The sequence below is a fragment of the Streptomyces sp. NBC_01478 genome (assembly GCF_036227225.1).
In the GTDB taxonomy this organism is placed as follows: Bacteria; Actinomycetota; Actinomycetes; order Streptomycetales; family Streptomycetaceae; genus Streptomyces.
Genome location: NZ_CP109444.1, coordinates 10,236,088 through 10,253,794 on the forward strand (window position 1 = coordinate 10,236,088; position 17,707 = coordinate 10,253,794).

Sequence of the window (17,707 nt, forward strand, 5' to 3'; positions counted from 1 at the left end):
CGGTTGCTCCTTCTCAGCGGCCGTGGTGCCGCTGGTTGTGCCGCCGAAGGACCTGCTCGCCCTGCTCCACCGTCATCGGCCGCGCGAACAGATACCCCTGCCCGAACCGGCAGCCGATACCGGCCAGGAGCTCGCGCTGCGCCGGCTCTTCGATGCCCTCGGCGATCACCTGGAGTCCGAGCGTGTCGGCGAGGCGGACGATTCCCTCGACGAGCGCCACCTGCCGGGGATCCTGCGGGATGTCGTCGATGAACGTCTTGTCGATCTTGAGTACGTCGATGGGGAACTCCCGGAGATAGCGTAGCGAGGAGTACCCGGTCCCGAAGTCGTCGACGGCGATCCGTACGCCCAGATCCTTCAACTCCCGGGTGAGCGCGTCGATCTGGTCGTCCCGCTGCATCAGCACCGACTCGGTGAGTTCCAGTTGCAGCGATCCCGGGACCAGTCCAGGGGTGTCGAGGGCCCGGCACACCTCGTCCAGGAACCCCGTGTCCCGCCACTGCCGCGCGGACACGTTGACACTGATGTACGGCGGTGTCGCGCACTGGCTGCCGTGCTGCAGCCGCGCCATGTCGGACGTGGCGTTCCGCAGCACCCAGGCGCCCAGCGGCGTGATGTGCCCGGTCTCCTCGGCGAGCGGGATGAACTGCTGCGGGGGCACCAGACCCCGCCGGGCGTGCGGCCACCGGGCCAGCGCCTCGAAGCCGACGACCTCGTCCGCGGTGATGTCCACAACAGGCTGGTAGCGCAGCGCGAACTCCTCCCTGGCGATCGCGGTGTCCAGCCGCGCCCGCAGATCGTGCCGCTCCGCCATCCGCTCGCGCAGCTCGGGCCGGAAGCTGCGCCACTGGCGCTTTCCGGCGGCCTTGGCCGCGTACAGTGCCAGATCGGCATGGGCCAGCAGGTCCTCGGCGTCCGTGCTGTCCATCGCCGTGGCCACACCCACGCTGGCCGAGACGCTCACCGAGTCGTCGGCCAGATGGAAGGGCCGGTTGAGGGTCTGGATCACCTGGGCGGCCAGCAACTCGGCGTCCAGGGGCTGCCTGGCGTCCTCCATCAGCACCGCGAACTCGTCACCGCCGAGTCGCGCAGCGGTGTCCGTGCGGCGCAGCGTCTCCGACAGACGCGCGCCGACCGCGGCGAGGAGCCGGTCGCCGACCGAGTGGCCCAGCGTGTCGTTGACGATCTTGAAGTCGTCCAGGTCGACGAAGAGCAGGCAGGTGAGTGCCGGCTCCCGGCGACCGCGCAGCAGTGCGCGCTCGGTGCGCTCCAGGAGCAGCGTCCGGTTGGGCAGTCCGGTCAGCGAGTCGTGGAAGGCCCGCTGGGTCAGCTCGTGCTCCAGCTGCCGCTGTTCGGTCACGTCCCGAAGGGTCACCACCAGCCCGCCCACGGTCTTGTCCTGCCGCAGGTCACGGCAGGACACCTCCACCTCGATACGAGCGCTGTCCCGCAGCACCCACCAGTGGTCGTGGGCCTCCTCCCGCCGGTCCCCGCACAGGTCCTCGAGCGTCCGGTCCGCCCGCTCGCGGTCCCGTGGATCCAGCAGGTCCCGCAGCGCGGTACCGCTGAGCCGGGCGCTGCCGAACACGGCCTCTGCGGACGGGCTGGCGTACCGGACGGTCCAGTCGTCGTCGACGATGAGGATGACGTCCGAAGCGTTGCGCACCAGGGTGCGGAAGTACGCCTCGCTCTCCTTGCGGCTGATCTCCTGCCGCAGCGCGATGCGTTCCGTCGCCAGGCCCGCGTGCGAGGCCAGGATCTCCAGCGTGCCGCGCATCTCGCCGAGCCGGCGTTCGGGCCCCGCCGCGAGCAGCACGCCCGGCAGCTCGCCCCCGGCCGGCCGGCCGGGCTGGACCATGGGGCACACCAGGGCGGTCGGCAGGCCGTCGAGTCCGCCGGCCGTCTCCGGCCCGAGCGCGGCGGTGGGAACCATGAGCGTGCGGTGCAGGGCGAGAGCGGTCCGGCCGGCGCCGTCCCGGCCCAAGGACCGGTCGAGCAGCGCGTAGAGATCCTGGGCGTGTTCTGCCGACAGCACCGTGCTGCTGTGCTCGATCCCCGGTCCGAACAGTGCGCTCACCGCCGAGGCGCAGGTCTGCTCTATCTCCTGCGGCCGTGCCGCCGCCACCAGGGAGGCGGTCGCCGCACGCAGCGCCAGCTCACGGGTCACCGCCTTGCGATGGGCCACGACCATGCCCGCGAGCCGCAGGATCACCAGCAGGAACAGGAGACATGAGAAGACGGCGAGCACGGTCGCGTCCCGCACGTTGCCCGCATGCCCTTCGTAGAGCAGGATCGTGGGCGCGATCAGGGTGGCTCCGGTGAGCAGCAGCAGCCGCCACCGCTGGGGCGGAAGCGCGGATTCCGGTGGGGACTCCGGCGCGGTCAGCTCCGCCATGGAGGGATGCAGCGCGGCCAGTCCCCAGGCCGTGTAGAAGACGATCCAGCCGGAGTCCACGAGCGTGCCGGCCTGCCACATGTCGTTCAGCTGCAGGATCCCGTACGCGATGTCGAAGCCGAGCAGGGTGAGGGTGCCCAGGACCAGCAGCTGCACGGCGCGGTTGCGGCCGGAGACCGGGCTGGGGGTGAGCAGCCTGGCCAGCATGGCCAGCACCAGGACGTCGCCGAGCGGATAGGCGATGCTGATGGCCCGCTGCTGCCAGGTCAGGCCCTCCACCTGGGTCAGTGGCTGCACCAGATACACCCAGACCGGCAGGGCCAGGCCGGCGGTGATGATCAGCGCGTCCAGCAGGCTGGGCAGGTCACGGTCCGCCCAGCGGTACCGGACCAAGCCGAAGAGGCCCGCCGCGAAGAGCGGATAGGTGGCGAGATAGCACGCGTCCGCGGGGGAGGGGAACGGATTGGACGCGTGAAAGTACTCCTCCAGCACGTTGTAGGAGGTGTCGCCCGCGATGAAGGTCAGCAGTCCGCCGGCCAGCGCCCACCAGGGCCAGCGCTGCGCCGGCCGGTGGATGTGCACGCCGGTGAGTACGGCGGCGACGCCACTCAGCCCGATCACGGCCCAGAGTGGTGTGCGCGTCTCCGGGATGGACATGTACAGGCCGGTGACGACCACGATCAGCGTGATGTATACGGCCATCAACCGGTGCGCCAGATGCAAGGGCGAGCGCCTCCCCGATTCGGAGGTCACCGGGCCGCGAACGACTCGTCAATGATGAGGTACGGGTACAAAGCGTAGGCACGCCGGGCGCCGGGCTGCATCTCGTCACCGAGGGCCCGTCTGCCCCACCGTCCCGTGTTCGCCCCGCCTCATCGCTTCGTGTTCGGCCGGCGCGCGGAGTCGGTGTAGCCGTGCGGGTTGAGCCGCTGGAAGCGCCAGGCGTCGCGGCAGATGTCGGCCAGGTCCCGGGTGGGCCGCCAGCCCCAGGCGCGCGCCACCGCGCTCGCGTCGGCCACGAGCTCGGGCACGTCGCCCGGGCGGCGCGGCACGACCTCGTACGGAACGGGACGGCCGCATGCCGCGGAGAACGCGGCGACGACATCGAGGACCGAACTGCCCCGGCCGGCGCCCAAGTTGTACACATGCAGGCCCGGCTCGTCGGCCAGGTGGTCGAGCGCGATGCGGTGGGCCTCGACGGTGTCCATGATGTGCAGGTAGTCGCGGATCCCGGTGCCGTCCCGCGTGGCGTAGTCGGCGCCGAACACGGGGAGCCGTTCCCGTCGGCCGACGGCGACCTGTGCCACGTACGGCAGCAGGTTGCCGGGTGTGCCGCGGGGGTCCTCGCCGAGCAGCCCGCTGGGGTGGGCGCCGGCCGGGTTGAAGCAGCGCAGGCACAGCACGGTGTATTCGGGGCACCTGCGGCAGACGTCGGCGAGTATGTGCTCGCAGATCCACTTGGAGGCCGCGTACGGGTTGACGGGCCGGGCCGGGGTGGCTTCGTCGAGCGGGCCGTGTCCTGCGTCGCCGTAGAGCGCGGCGGTGGAGGAGAACACGAGCTGGTGCACCCCGTGCTCGTGCATGGTCCGCAACAGGGCGGTCGTGCCGCCGACGTTGATGTCGTAGTACTCGACGGGCCTTCGGGTCGAGGGACCCGCGGCCTTGTGTGCGGCGAAGTGCAGGACGGCGTCGACGGGATGGCGGTCGAAGACGGCCGAGAGGGCGGGCCGGTCACGGACGTCCAGTTCGTAGACGGCACCGGCGAAGCGGCCGGCGATCCGTTCGACCCGGGCGAAGGCCTGCGGCGTGCTGGTGGAGTAGTCGTCGACCACGATCAACTCATAGCCGTGGTCGAGCAGTTCGACACAGGCATGACTCCCGATGAAACCGGCTCCGCCAGTGACGAGGATGGTCGACGGCGGGCTCATCAGTCCGGCTCCTCACTGCCAGACATCGTACGTTTACGACGTATACAGGAAACTTTGAACCCTTTCGCGACGGGAGTCAAGCGGCGGCAGCCCTGTGGCAACCGGTTTCTGGCGAGACGCGTTACGTTGCCGTGTCCGTGAGCTTGCCCAGTCTTTTCGAAAGTTCGCCCAAGGTCTTGACGCCGTTTCCAAGCCGGAAGAAGCTCTGCCCCAACGCGTGACAACCGGTTTCTATTGGAGGTGGTGCGGTCATGCACCCACGTGCTGGTGCTCCCCTGAGCCGCCGACGATTTCTCGCCCTCTCGGCAACCGGTGCCGCGACCGGCGCGGCGGCCCTGAACGGCTGCGCCCTCCAGGTGTCGACCGGAGTGAGCGGAGCGGGCGAGACCATCACGGTCATGGCGAAGGCCGACGACCTCGGCCCCGACCTGGTCAAGCAGGCCAAGAAGGACACCGGCATCGCCATCAAACGGGTGGACTACGACATCACCAAGCTGATCGCGATGCTCACCAGCGGCAACCCGCCGGACCTGGTGCGCGGGGTCGGCGCCGTGGACGCCGCGTTCTACGCCGCACGGGACGTGATGCAGGAACTGGACTCCTACTTCGCCACCAGCAGCGTGCTGCGTCCCGACGACCTGGACCCGGTCAACAACCTGTGGCGCTACGACGGAAAGGTCCAGGGCAAGGGCCCCCGCTACGGCATGGCCAAGGACTTCTCCCAGGACTCCATGTTCTGGTTCAACACCGCCGCCTTCGACAAGAAGGGCGTCGCCTACCCGTCGGAGACCGAACCCGTCACGTTCGACGAGTGGCTCGCCGACGCCCAGCATCTCGCACAGCGTTCGAAGGGCCAGACGACCGTCTTCGGCGGCAGCTACAACGGCCTGGTCAAACTCACGCTCATGGCGACCATGACCGCCTCCGCGGGCGGCAGCCTCTTCGCCGACGACTTCTCCCGGGTCGACTTCACCACACCCGAGGCCCGCAAGGCACTGGCCTGGTACCTGGACTACTGCCGGCTCAAGGTCGGACCCAGCCCCGTCCTGCCCGACCCCAACGGCTGGGACGGCCCCACCTACCAGGCAGGCCGGCTCGCCATGTCGAACAACGGGTACTGGATGGGCGGCATGATCGGCACCGACAAGAAACTCGCCGCGGTCTCCCGGCTCGCCCCCGCTCCCGTCTTCGCGGGCGGCCCCCGGATCAGCGCCTGCCAGGGCGGCACCGGCATGTGGATGCCCCGCAAGTCGAAGCACAAGGACGCCGCCTGGCGGATCTTCGAGTGGTTCTTCGGCGAGGCACCGGCCAAGGCCCGCGCCTCCAGCGGCTGGGGCATCCCCACCCTGAAGTCCCTGCGTCCTCTGATGCCCCGTCAGGAGGACTTCCAGAAACGGACCTTGAGCGCACAGGAGAACGAGCTGCGGCACTTCTCGGTGGTCGCCGTCTCCCCGTACATCTCGGGCGACGGCTTCGAGGCCCTCTTCAACCAGACCGCCACGCCCGCGATGCAGGGCGAGATGTCCGTCGACCGCCTCGCCGGACGCCTCAACTCGGTCATCAACAAGCAGCTCAACCGCGGGAAGGAGCAGGTGGGATGACGGTCGATCAGGCATCCTCGCCGGCCGTCGGACGGCCGCGCCCGACCGCGCGGGCCGGCCGCGCCCGGTCCGCCACGCGCACCGGGCCGTCCATGACGACGCGCAAGCACCGCGCGTTCTACATGTTCGCCTCACCATGGATCGTCGGCTTCTCGCTGCTGACCATCGCGCCCATGGCGTACGCACTGTGGCTGAGCTTCACCACGTACGACGGCATCTCGCCGCACTGGCACTACGTCGGCCTCGGCAACTACCGCGAGCTGATGGGCGATTCGGTCACCTGGGACGCCCTGGGCCGGGCCGGTCTGTTCGCGCTGCTCTCCGTGCCGCTGTCGATCATCGCCGGACTCGCACTCGCCGTCCTCGTCAACCGCCCGCTCAAGGGACGCGGGCTCTTCCGCACCCTGCTCTATCTGCCCGCCGTGGTACCGCCGGTCGGCGCGGGCATCGCCTTCAAGAACCTCTTCGACCAGAACTCCGGTGCCGCCAACGGCGCTTTGACCTTCTTCGGCTTCGACGCGATCGGCTGGCTGGCCGACCCCTACGCCCGCTACGTCCTCGTCATGACGGTGCTCTGGGCCGCCGGCAACATCATGATCATCTCGCTGGCGGGGCTCCAGGACGTCCCCCGCGAACTCCACGAGGCGGCCCGCATCGACGGGGCGAGCACCTGGCGCACCTTCCGCAGCATCACCGTCCCGCTGCTGTCGCCGGTCCTGCTCTTCCAGACCGTGACCGGGGTGATCGCCTCGGTGCAGACCATCATGCCGATGCTGCTCGCCCCCACCGCGGGCACCGGCGGCCTCACCTCGATCCCGCAGTCCAACTACACCTACATGATCCATGTGTTCGCGGAGTACTTCGCGCTCGGCCGGTACGGATACGCCTCCGCGCTGCTGTGGGTGCTCTTCCTCCTGATCCTCGTCGCGACCGGACTCATCTTCAGGTTCACCTCGGGCGTGGTGTTCTACAACGTCGACCCGGAGGCGCAGAAGTGACCGCCACCAGCGTGCACCCCAAGTCCCCGGCCCGCGTGCGGATACGCGTCAACCGGCTCGTCCTCTACACAGCACTCGTCGCCATCACCGGCCTGTTCCTGGGCCCGTTCGGCTGGCTGATCCTCACCGGCCTCAAGGCCCCGGCCGAGCTGGCGGCAGCGCCGGTGCACTGGCTGCCGACCCACTTCGAGTGGCACAACTTCGTCGACGCCTACAAGGCCATCGACTTCCTCGGCTACGCCCGCAACTCCCTGATCATCGCGACCCTTTACGCGACCCTCGTCACCCTCAGCTCCGCCTGGGTCGGCTTCGGTTTCGCCCGGCTGACCGCGCCCGGCAAGAAGGTGCTGTTCGGCATCCTCATCGGCTCGATGATGCTGCCCCAGATGATCACCCTGCTGCCGACCTACCTGATCTTCGCCAAGTTCGGCATGGTCGACACCTACTGGCCGTGGGTGCTGTGGGGCCTGTCCTCCGCCCCGTATCTCGTCTTCCTCTTCCGCCAGTTCTTCGCGGGCCTGCCGCGCGAACTGGAGGAGGCGGCCATCGTCGACGGCTGCGGCTACGGCGCGATCTTCTGGCGGATCTTCCTCCCGCAGTCCTGGCCGGTCCTCTCGGCGAGCTTCGTCATCGCCTTCACCTGGACCTGGGGCGACTACATCGCGCCCCAACTCCTGCTCTCCACCGACCACTCCACCCTCGCCGTCGCGGTGATGACCACCTACGTCTCGGCGGCCGGCACCCCGAGCACCAACCTCCAGGCCGCGGCCTCCGTGATGTACGTCGTGCCCATCCTCCTGATCTTCCTCGTCGCCCAGCGCGGGTTCGTCGCCGGGATGTCCACGAGCGGCCTCAAGTAGCCCTTCTTTTCACCCTGTTGCACCGCGACTGAGCCGTAGGGGTGCGCCGGTGTCGAGAGCGCGAGCGCGCGGAGGCCCGAAGGGCTGAGCACGGTCGCGGGCTCGACACCGGCTGGAGCGCCCCGGAGGCGAAGGAGCAAATCAAATAAGGAGTAGTAGGTATGAACACGCCCCTGTCCCGTCGTACGGCCCTGCAGGCCGTCGGTGCCACCGCGCTCGCCGCCGGACTGACCGGGCTGACCGCCACGGCGGCGCACGCCGGCGGCGGCCGCAACTCCCGCCCCGAGCTGGTCACTTACCCACGCCCCGCGACCATGCCGACGAACACCGGCTTCCAGGTGCGGGTGCGCACCGCCCCCGACGGCGCCTGGCAGACCCTCGACATCTACCGGCCGCAGTTCGAGGAGATCAACGCGAACACCGGGTCGGGCAAGGTCTACAACTCGTCGATGGCGTACTTCGACTTCAACGGCTCGGTAGAGATCGAGGTGACCTACCTCAAGGGCGGCACCACCAAGGCCCGGGTGAGACCGGACGCGCTGGGCATCAAGCCCGAACTCCTCGGCGACACCCTGCGGTTCACCCTCGACGAGCCGAAGGACGTCGTCGTCCAGATCAACGACGAGATCTTCGACGCCCTGCACCTCATCACCAACCGCGTCGAACACCACACCCCGTCCGCCGACGACCCGGACGTCATCTACTTCGGCCCCGGCGTCCACACCGTCACCGGCAACGTCCTTCTCGTCCCCAGCGGCAAAACCGTCTACCTCGCCGGCGGCGCCGTCCTGACCGCGCAGGTCTACTTCAAGGACGTGGAACGGTCCAGCCTCACCGGCCACGGAGTGCTCTACAACAACCCCGGCGGCGCCATCCTCTGCGAGGGCAGCAAGAACATCCGCGTCGAGGACGTCATCATCCTCAACCCGTCCGGCTACGCGGGCACGTTCGCCGAGAGCAAGAACGTCCACATCACCAAGGCACGCGCGTTCAGTTCGAAGGGCAACGGCGACGGCTTCGACGTCTTCTCCTCGACCGGGATCACCTTCGACGGCTGCTTCATGCGCAACTCCGACGACTGCATCGCCATCTACTGCCACCGCTGGGACTACTACGGCGACACCCGCGACATCACCGTCAAGAACTGCACCCTGTGGGCGGACGTGGCCCACCCGATCAACGTCGGCACGCACGGCAACACCGACGCGCCCGAGACGATCGAGAACCTCGTCATCGAGAACATCGACATCCTCGACCACCGCGAACCCCAGATGAACTACCAGGGCTGCATCGCCCTCAACCCCGGCGACTCCAACCTGATCAAGAACGTCCGCATCGAGGACGTGAGGATCGAGGACTTCCGCTGGGGCCAGGTCATCTACATGAAGGTCATGTACAACACGAAGTACAACACCTCGGTCGGCCGCGGCATCGACGGCGTCTACGTCAAGAACCTCAGCTACACGGGCACCCACGCCAACCCGTCGCTCTTCCTCGGCTACGACGCCGAACACGCCATCAACAACGTCACGTTCGAGAACCTGGTGATCAACGGCCTCGTCGTCGCCGACTCGATGAAGAAGCCGAGCTGGTACTACACCACCGACGCCGTCCAGTGGTTCTACAACGAGCACGTCACCAACCTGAAGTTCCTCACCACCGCCGAGGCCGAGGCGGCCGCGGCGTCATGACGAAGCGCTCCGCTGGAAGGACGGGGAGGGGCCGTCGGTTGGCTGCGGCTCCGTCGGGGCTGGTCGCGCCCCGCGGCGAAGCCGCTGATGAACACAGCCCCGCGCCCCTTCAGGGGGCTGGCGAACCGGCGTCTACTAGTCCGGTTTCGCCTGGCCGCCGAGGTTTCCTCGGCGGCGCCGCCGCCCTCCTGCTGGCCTCGGGCGCCAGCGGGCTGCTCGTGCCCGGCCGGGCTGTGGCCTCCGGCAACGACTCCGACGTGACCTTCACCCACCCCGGCCTGCTGCACAGCGCCGACGACCTCGCCCGGATGAGAGCGGCGGTCACGGCCAAGCAATCCCCGGTCTACGACGGCTACTTGGCGCTCGCGGCCCACGCCCGCTCCTCGTCGTCGTACGCCGTGCAGAACACGGGTCAGATCACCACTTGGGGCCGCGGCCCCGCCAACTACCAGAACCAGGCCGTCGCCGACTCGGCCGCCGCCTACCAGAACGCCCTCATCTGGTCCGTCACCGGCGACACCGCGCACGCGGACAAGGCCCGCGACATCCTCAACGCCTGGTCCGCCTCACTCACCGGCATCACCGGAGCCGACGGCCCCCTCGGCGCGGGTCTCCAGGCCTTCAAGTTCGTCAACGCGGCCGAACTCCTCCGCCACACCGGCTACGAGGGCTGGAGCGCCGCCGACATCGCGCGCTGCGAGGACTCCTTCCGCCGCGTCTGGTACCCGGCGCTCTCCTGCTACATGCTCTACGCCAACGGCAACTGGGACCTGACGTCCCTTCAATCCCTGCTGGCCATAGGCGTGTTCTGCGAGGAACCCAGCCTCTTCTACGACGCGCTCCGCTTCGCCGCGGCCGGCGCCGGCAACGGCAGCGTCCTCCACCGCATCGTCACCGCCGCCGGCCAGGGCCAGGAGAGCGGCCGGGACCAGGGCCACGAACAGCTCGCGGTCGGCCTGTTGGCGGATGCCGCGCAGGTCGCCTGGAACCAGGGCGTCGACCTCTGGGGCTTCGACGGCAACCGCATCCTCGCCAACGTCGAGTACGCCGCCCGCTACAACCTCGGCGGCGACGTCCCCTTCGTCCCCGACCTGGACCGCACCGGCAAGTACATCAAGTTGGCTGTCTCGCCCACGTCGCGCGGCACCCTGCCGCCGATCTACGAGATGGCGTACGCGCACTACGCGGGCGTGCGTGGTCTCGACACCCCGTACACGAAGAACGCCGTCTTCCGAGGCACCGGCGGCACCCGGGTCGTCGAGGGCAGCAACGACGACCTGCCGAGCTGGGGCACCTTCGCCTACGCAGGTGCCACGGCAACCTCGCCGACCGTGCCGACACCACCGGCCGGTGTCACGGCCATGGGCAACGACCGTTCCGTGCAGGTGAGTTGGCTTCCCTCGGCCTGGGCCGACTCCTACACGGTCCTGCGGGCCACCGAGGTGGACGGCCGCTACGAGAGGATGGCGTCCGGGGTCGGGCAGCCGACGTACACCGACCGGAACGTGCACGCCGGACGGACGTACTACTACACGGTTTCCGCCTCCAACGCCCTTGGGGAGAGCGGTAGTTCGGCCTGGGCGGCAGCCTCCGCCGGTCTCCCCGGATCCTGGTCGACCCAGGACGTCGGGGACGTGAAGATCCCCGGTTCCGCCGTTTTCGACGGTGAGGGCTTCGTCCTGGAGGCCAGTGGCACCGCCGACACCTGCCGCCTCGCCCACCTCCCGCTGCGCGGCGACGGCACGGTCACCGCGCGGATCGTATGGCCGCTCAGCTCGCAGTACTCCAAGATCGGCGTCACCGTCCGGGCCTCCCTCGACGCGGACGCGGCGCACGCCTCGATGCTGATCCAGGGGCTGCCGCTGCACACCTGGAGCGGGGTGTGGACGGTACGGCCCTCGGCCGGAGCGGACGTCTCCGCGACCGGCAGCACACCCGTACCGCCCTCGCAGCAGCAGGCGATCACGACGTCGGCCGCCTTCCCGATCTCCGACCTCGGCACACTGCCGGCGTCGGCGACCCCGCTGGAGGCGCCGTACGTCGAGGGCGCGGGCGACGGCTACCGGCTGCGGAAGCCCTACTGGGTGCGGGTGACCCGGAAGGGTGCGCGCTGCACCGGCGCCATCTCACCGGACGGCGACCACTGGACCGAAGTCGGCTCGACCGAGGTCGAGTTGGGCCGCACCGCGTACGCGGGGCTCGCCCTCACCTCCTGCCTCGGCGTGGACGAGGACTACGCCGAGACCGGCACCGGCGCCTTCGACAACGTCAGTGTGACCTCCGCGTCCGGCACGGTCTGGCGTGTGCCCCGCCCGGCCCGCACCGCCACCGACCTACGGGCCGAAACCGGTGCCGACGCCGTCGAGTTGGCCTGGAGCGACCCGGACCTCTCCGCCGAATACACGGTCCGGCGCGCCACGCGTGCCTCCGGACCGTACGAGACCCTAGCCACCCGCGTGGGCCCGGTCGGCTTCGGCACCCGCATCCGGTACACCGACGCGACAGGGACGCCCGGAACGACGTACCACTACACGGTCGCGAAGACCAACGCCGGTGGACGCGGGCCACGTTCGGCGCCGGCGCGGGCCGTGATGCCGACCCCTGCCGTTCCCCGACTCACCTCCGCCACGGCCGTGTTCACGAACCAGGGCGTGGCCTTCCGTCATCTGCTGCGGGCCTCGCACGAGCCCGTGCGGTTCGGTGCGGACGGGCTGCCCGCCGGTCTGCGCATCGACCGGCGCACCGGGCTCGTCTCCGGAACCCCCACGGAGACAGGGGAGTTCACGGTCGTGACGACCGCGGCCAACGCCTCCGGCACCGCGACCGGCACCCTCGCCCTCACGGTCGCCGCCGCCCCGCCCGCGCCGTGGACGTACGGCGACCTCGGCGACACCGTGCTCGACGACCGTGCCTTCGGGACACTGGGCGTGGTGGCGATCACCACGCCGGGCAGCACGTCGTACGACGGCGGGAGCTTCACCGTGCGGGGCGCGGGCGTCGATCTGAACGCCAACGGTCAGGGAATGACAGGGCAGTTCGTGCGGCGGCCGGTCAGCGGGGACTGTGAGGTCGTCGCCCGGCTCGTCTCGCGCAGCGGTGTCACGACCGACCGGGTCGGGCTGCTCATGGCGAAGTCGCTGTCGCCGTTCGACCAGGCGGCCGGCGTCATCGTCACCGGCGGGAGCAGCGCCCAGCTCATGCTCCGTAAGACCGTGGCCGGTGCCTCCGCCTTCACCGGTGGCGCCGCCGTCACCCTCCCCGCCCTGCTGCGGCTGAAGCGCGCCGGGACCGCCTTCAGCGCAGCCCTGTCCACCGATGACGGCGTCACCTGGACCCCCCTCGCCGACGGAGAGATCCCCGGCTTCGGTGACGCCCCCTACCACGTCGGCCTGGTGGTCTGCTCGCGCAGCCAACCGGTCCGCTGCACCACGGAGTTCGACGAGGTGAGCATCACGCCCACCTGATCCTCCACGGATTGGAGATGCACAGCGATGAGCCGCACTTCCCCCCACGAGCACCTCCGCGGAACAGAGTTGAGCCGCCGCGGTCTGTTGAAGACCGCGGGCGGGCTCACCGCCGCCGTCGCCCTCGGCGGCGCCACGGTGGCCACGACCGCGCACGCGGCCCCGGCCACCTTCACCCACCCCGGCATGCTGCACAACGCCGGTGACATCAACCGGGCCAAGGTCAGGGTCGCGGCGGGAACCGACCCCTGGCTGTCCGGCTGGAACAGGCTGACCGCCAACTCCCGCTCCCAGTCGACCTGGACGAACCGGGCGACGGCCACGATCATCCGTGGCGGCGACGGCCAGAACTACAGCCTGCTCTACAACGACATCGCCGCCGCCTACCAGAACGCCCTGCGCTGGAAGGTCGGCGGCACCGAGGCGAACGCCGTGTGCGCCGCGAACATCCTCAACGCCTGGTCGACCACGCTGACTTCGGTCACCGGGAACGCCGACCGGTTCCTCGCGGCCGGCCTCTACGGCTGGCAGTTCGCCAACGCCTGCGAACTCATGCGGGACTACGGCGGGTTCAACCTGTCCGCCGCCCAGCAGATGCTGGCGAACGTCTTCTACCCGCTCAACAACAGCTTCCTCACCAACCACAACGACGCCTGCATCACCAACTACTGGGCCAACTGGGACCTCTGCAACATGGCGTCGATCCTGGCCATCGGCATCCTCAACGAGGACAGCGCCAAGTACGACCAGGCCGTCACGTACTTCAAGTCGGGTGCGGGCAACGGCTCGATCGCGCACGCCGTGCCGTACCTGTACACCGACCCGGACGGCTACGCGCTCGGCCAGTGGCAGGAGTCCGGCCGCGACCAGGGCCACACCGTCATGGGCATGGGGCAGATGGGCGCGATCTGCGAGATGGCCTGGAACCAGGGCGACGACCTGTACTCGTACGACAGCCGCCGCTTCATGAAGGCCGCCCAGTACGTCGCGAAGTACAACGCGGGCAGCGACGTGCCCTTCACCACCTACACCTGGGGCACCGGGCAGAGCTGCGCCCAGTCGTCCCAGACGGTGGTCTCCGCCGCCTCGCGCGGCCAGATCCGGCCGGTGTGGGCGATGCTCCACTTCCACTACAACCGGCGGATCGGCCTCGACGACAAGTACATCTCGGCCATGTACTACAACCTCGTCGCACCCGAGGGCGGGGGAGGTGACTACGGCTCCGACAGCGGCGGCTACGACCAGCTCGGTTTCGGCACGCTGATGTACGCGAAGTAGCGGACGGGCATGTCCACGGGTCGGGCACCGGTGCCCGACCCGTGGACGCCCTCTTGACCCCGGGCGACGGTGGATCGACACTCCAGTAGGGAATCCTAGTGAACAGGTAGGGAAACATGGGGCGCCTTGAGCCGGTCACCACCACTCGCGTGGACCGTTCGCCCCTTCTGACCTCCCGCCGTCACATCGATCTGCTGCGGGTCTGCAGCGCCATGAGCCCACTGCGCTGAGCCCCCTCCACCGCTCGACGACGCTTCCGCCGCGCGTACGTCCACGCGCCCGAATCCGGGGAGTCCCATGTCCGTAACGCCTCTCGCCGCCGTCCCCGCACCCCGCTCCGCCCCCCGGTTCCGGGGCCGGATCGGGAGCGACGCGCGCAGCGGGCACTACGCCGTGCCGCGCCGCTACCGCCTCCATCTCTCCACCGCCTGCGCCGACGGCCTGCGCATCGCCGTCACCCACAGCCTGCTCGGCCTCGACGAGAGCTGTCCGGCCGTGTTCCTGTCCGCCGTACCCGACTGTCCGAGTGGTGGACACTCCGCGCTGCGCCCGCTCTACGAGGCGAGCGCCCACCGCTACTCCGGACCGGCCGCCGCGCCGGTGCTCAGCGACGACTGGTCCGGCCGGATCGTCAGCACCCACGCCCCCGACATCATGCGCGACCTCGCCCGGCACTTCGGCGAGAGCGGACCCCAGCTCTACCCGTGCGGTGCCGAGTCGGAGATCGAGGCCGTCGAGCGGCTCTGCGCACAGGGCATCGAGGACGCCGCGCAGCGCGCCGGCGCGGCCGGTGGCGAGCAGGAGGAGCACGACGAGGCGCTCGGCCGACTGCTGGAGACCCTGGGCTCGCTGGACCGCTGGCTGGACGGCCGCGAGCACATGATCCGGGACGAACTCACCGCCGCCGACGTCGAGTTGTGGGTGACCCTGGTGCAACTCGACACCGTGCACCGCTACCACCTGGACGCCGCCGCCGTGCAGCGCGTCGCCGACCACCCCCACCTGTGGGCCTACGCCCGCAGGCTGGCCGCCCACCCGGCGTTCGGCACGCACCTCGACCTCGACGGCATCGCCCGCCGTCACCACGCCCGTTGCCGGGGCCTGGAGGCCGCCGGCGCCGCTGTCCAGATCCTGGACTGGGCAGCCCATGCGGCGGACGAAACGGGAGCTTGCCGCAGTTGAGCGGCGTCCGCGCCGTCCACTTGTTGGACGGGCGTTGACATTCGTTCGGGCAATTGTCTTAACTTGCGGCCAGAACGGTCATGAGTGTCAGCGACAAGCCCTGGCTTGCTGACCGGCAACCCTCGCACGCGGTGGGGTGCCCCAGGTGACGACCGGACCGGATGACGTTTCGGTAAGCGCGAGGCCCTGCGGGGCCGGAACAGTGACAGGTGACGCCATGTACGCAGCTCCCAGGACGGCCACATGCCGCCCGCAGGGCTGCGTACGGTCGTACGCCAACCTGTTCGTCGCCGACCGCGCTGTCGATCTGCTCCGGGTCAGCAGCGCACTGTGTACCGCGTCGGGCCGCGCCCGCTGTCGGGCCTGACGACCAGTCGGCCGACGCACCTCTGACGCACACCCGATCCCGTCGGTGTGCCTGCCCTCTCCCCGCCCCCGGTCCCGTGCACCCGCGCGTGCCGTCCGCCGTCGCGCGTCCACCGCCACGGACCGGGGTCTGTGAACCCGCCGGAGCCCACCATGAGTGAACCCCCAGGCACCACCGTGTCCCTGGCCGACGCCCCGTCCGCCGACGCCCCGTCAAAACCCCTCACCGCACAGCGAGTTCAGCCGCTGCGCCGGCCCGGCCGGTGGATCGTCACCGTGGCCGTGCTGGTGGTGGTCGCCCAGTTCGTGCACGGACTGGTCACCAACTCCTTCTACCAGTGGGACCGCTTCGGCTACTGGTTCCTGCGCCCGACGATCCTCGACGGACTCGTCATCACCCTCGAAGTGGCGGCGCTCAGCGCGGTGTTGGGCCTTCTCGGCGGCATCCTGCTCGCCCTGGCCCGACTCTCCAAGAGCCCGGTACTGCGCGCCGCGAGCTGGACCTATGTGTGGGCGCTGCGCTCGATCCCGCTCATCGTGGTGCTGATCTTCCTCTACAACTTCAGCGCCCTGTACCAGACGCTCAGCATCGGCGTCCCCTTCGGCCCCGCCTTCTTCTCCTTCGACGAGTCGAAGCTCGCCACCGACATGGCCGTCGCCGTCGTCGGACTCAGCCTCAACGAGGCGGCGTACGCGGCCGAAGTGGTCCGCGGCGGCATCCTCTCCGTCGACCAGGGCCAGCACGAGGCGGCCTCCGCCCTCGGCCTCCCCAAGGGCTACCAGTTCCGCAGGATCGTCTTCCCGCAGGCGCTGCGCTCCATCACCCCGAACTACGTCAACCAGTTGATCGGCCTGATCAAGAGCACCTCGCTGGTCTTCTACGTGTCGCTGCTCGACCTGTTCGGCTCCGCGCAGACGATGGGCTCGACCTACCCCGGCGACATCGTGCCGCTGCTCCTGGTCGTCACCGTCTGGTACCTGATCCTCACCAGCGTCGTGTCCGTCGTCCAGTTCTACGTCGAACGGCACTACGCCCGGGGCGCCACCCGCTCCTTGCCGCCCACCCCGATCCAGAAACTCCGCACCGGTGTCACCGATCTGCGGGCCCGCATCCGCAGGGAGACCGCCGTATGACCACCACCACGATCGAACCTCTGGCGGACATCACGCCCGCCGCCGTGGAAGTGCACGACGTCCACAAGTGGTACGGCGCGCACCGGGTGTTGGACGGCGTCGACCTGACGGTACGGCCCGGCGAGGTCACCGTGATCCTCGGTCCGTCCGGTTCCGGGAAGTCCACGCTGCTGCGGGTCATCAACCACCTGGAGAAGCCCGAGATCGGCTACGTCAGCGTCAACGGCGAGCTGATCGGTGTGAAGCAACAGGGCGGACGGCTAAAGGAGTTGAGCGAACGCGCCATCCTCACCCAGCGAGCCCGGATCGGGTTCGTCTTCCAGAACTTCAACCTCTTCCCGCATCTGACCGTCCTCGACAACGTGGCCGCCGCCCCCGTCGCCACCGGCAGGCTCGGCAAGCCCGAAGCCCTGGAACTGGCAAGGGAGTTGCTCGGCCGCGTCGGTCTCGCCGAGAAGACGGGCGCCTACCCGAGGCAGCTCTCCGGCGGTCAGCAGCAGCGCGTCGCCATCGCGCGCGCCCTCGCCCTGCGCCCCGGAGTCATCCTCTTCGACGAACCGACCTCCGCCCTCGACCCCGAACTCGTCGGCGAAGTCCTCGCCGTCATCAAGGACTTGGCGACCAGCGGCACCACCCTCGTCATCGTCACCCACGAGATCGGCTTCGCCCGCGAGGTCGCCGACCGGGTCGTCTTCATCGACGGCGGAAAGATCGTCGAGCAGGGACCGCCGCACGAGGTCCTCGACAAACCGCAGCACGAACGGACCAGGGACTTCCTCAGCAAGGTCCTCTGAGCCCGACCCGCACTTC

At 69.4% G+C, this 17,707-nt stretch carries 12 protein-coding genes and 1 riboswitch; of the genes, 10 read left to right on the forward strand and 2 right to left on the reverse strand.

The window, feature by feature from the left end; genetic code table 11:
* Positions 1 to 13 precede the first annotated feature (13 nt).
* Together OG223_RS45630 and galE are read right to left on the reverse strand one after the other, a co-directional pair.
* Positions 14 to 3,118, reverse strand: a complete 3,105-nt coding sequence (locus OG223_RS45630; RefSeq protein ID WP_329262538.1) for an EAL domain-containing protein — start codon at positions 3,116 to 3,118, stop codon at positions 14 to 16.
* A gap of 149 nt (positions 3,119 to 3,267) precedes the next feature.
* Positions 3,268 to 4,323, reverse strand: coding sequence for a UDP-glucose 4-epimerase GalE (gene galE / locus OG223_RS45635; RefSeq protein WP_329262540.1), 1,056 nt, complete (start codon positions 4,321 to 4,323; stop codon positions 3,268 to 3,270).
* A gap of 251 nt (positions 4,324 to 4,574) precedes the next feature.
* Between galE and OG223_RS45640 the strand changes: the two genes are divergently transcribed.
* The 10 genes from OG223_RS45640 to OG223_RS45685 all read left to right on the forward strand — a co-directional run bounded on the left by OG223_RS45640 (position 4,575) and on the right by OG223_RS45685 (position 17,691).
* Entirely contained in the window at positions 4,575 to 5,924 is a 1,350-nt protein-coding gene (locus OG223_RS45640; protein WP_329262542.1) for an extracellular solute-binding protein, read from the forward strand.
* Complete coding sequence (locus OG223_RS45645) at positions 5,921 to 6,922, forward strand: carbohydrate ABC transporter permease (protein WP_329262544.1); 1,002 nt, start codon at positions 5,921 to 5,923, stop codon at positions 6,920 to 6,922. The genes OG223_RS45640 and OG223_RS45645 overlap by 4 nt, the downstream gene beginning before the upstream one ends.
* Positions 6,919 to 7,782, forward strand: coding sequence for a carbohydrate ABC transporter permease (locus OG223_RS45650; protein WP_329262547.1), 864 nt, complete (start codon positions 6,919 to 6,921; stop codon positions 7,780 to 7,782). The genes OG223_RS45645 and OG223_RS45650 overlap by 4 nt, the downstream gene beginning before the upstream one ends.
* Before the next feature lie 161 nt (positions 7,783 to 7,943).
* Complete coding sequence (locus OG223_RS45655) at positions 7,944 to 9,473, forward strand: glycosyl hydrolase family 28 protein (protein WP_329262549.1); 1,530 nt, start codon at positions 7,944 to 7,946, stop codon at positions 9,471 to 9,473.
* 218 nt (positions 9,474 to 9,691) lie between these two features.
* Positions 9,692 to 12,937 (forward strand): alginate lyase family protein, encoded by a 3,246-nt coding sequence (locus tag OG223_RS45660; RefSeq protein ID WP_329262551.1) that lies wholly within the window; start codon positions 9,692 to 9,694, stop codon positions 12,935 to 12,937.
* A 27-nt stretch (positions 12,938 to 12,964) separates the two neighbouring features.
* Complete coding sequence (locus OG223_RS45665; protein WP_329262553.1) at positions 12,965 to 14,215, forward strand: alginate lyase family protein; 1,251 nt, start codon at positions 12,965 to 12,967, stop codon at positions 14,213 to 14,215.
* Positions 14,216 to 14,331: 116 nt separating this feature from the next.
* A complete protein-coding gene (locus OG223_RS45670; protein WP_329262556.1) occupies positions 14,332 to 14,445 on the forward strand; it encodes a putative leader peptide in 114 nt (37 codons plus the stop codon).
* A 67-nt stretch (positions 14,446 to 14,512) separates the two neighbouring features.
* Entirely contained in the window at positions 14,513 to 15,397 is an 885-nt protein-coding gene (locus OG223_RS45675) for a glutathione S-transferase C-terminal domain-containing protein (RefSeq protein ID WP_329262558.1), read from the forward strand.
* A gap of 76 nt (positions 15,398 to 15,473) precedes the next feature.
* Positions 15,474 to 15,582: riboswitch (SAM riboswitch) on the forward strand.
* 334 nt (positions 15,583 to 15,916) lie between these two features.
* Entirely contained in the window at positions 15,917 to 16,897 is a 981-nt protein-coding gene (locus OG223_RS45680) for an amino acid ABC transporter permease (RefSeq protein WP_329262559.1), read from the forward strand.
* Positions 16,894 to 17,691 carry an amino acid ABC transporter ATP-binding protein gene (locus OG223_RS45685; RefSeq protein ID WP_329262561.1) on the forward strand — a complete coding sequence of 266 codons (798 nt, stop codon included), beginning with the start codon at positions 16,894 to 16,896 and terminating at the stop codon, positions 17,689 to 17,691. Before OG223_RS45680 ends, OG223_RS45685 begins: the two co-directional genes overlap by 4 nt.
* Positions 17,692 to 17,707 lie beyond the last annotated feature (16 nt).

Bases quoted from the DNA above. Each gene is read 5' to 3' on its own strand.
- galE (WP_329262540.1), bottom strand. From the start codon at position 4,323: ATGAGCCCGCCGTCGACCATCCTCGTCACTGGCGGAGCCGGTTTCATC.
- OG223_RS45640 (WP_329262542.1), top strand. From the start codon at position 4,575: ATGCACCCACGTGCTGGTGCTCCCCTGAGCCGCCGACGATTTCTCGCC.
- OG223_RS45645 (WP_329262544.1), top strand. From the start codon at position 5,921: ATGACGGTCGATCAGGCATCCTCGCCGGCCGTCGGACGGCCGCGCCCG.
- OG223_RS45655 (WP_329262549.1), top strand. From the start codon at position 7,944: ATGAACACGCCCCTGTCCCGTCGTACGGCCCTGCAGGCCGTCGGTGCC.
- OG223_RS45665 (WP_329262553.1), top strand. From the start codon at position 12,965: ATGAGCCGCACTTCCCCCCACGAGCACCTCCGCGGAACAGAGTTGAGC.
- OG223_RS45670 (WP_329262556.1), top strand. From the start codon at position 14,332: ATGGGGCGCCTTGAGCCGGTCACCACCACTCGCGTGGACCGTTCGCCC.
- OG223_RS45675 (WP_329262558.1), top strand. From the start codon at position 14,513: ATGTCCGTAACGCCTCTCGCCGCCGTCCCCGCACCCCGCTCCGCCCCC.
- OG223_RS45680 (WP_329262559.1), top strand. From the start codon at position 15,917: ATGAGTGAACCCCCAGGCACCACCGTGTCCCTGGCCGACGCCCCGTCC.
- OG223_RS45685 (WP_329262561.1), top strand. From the start codon at position 16,894: ATGACCACCACCACGATCGAACCTCTGGCGGACATCACGCCCGCCGCC.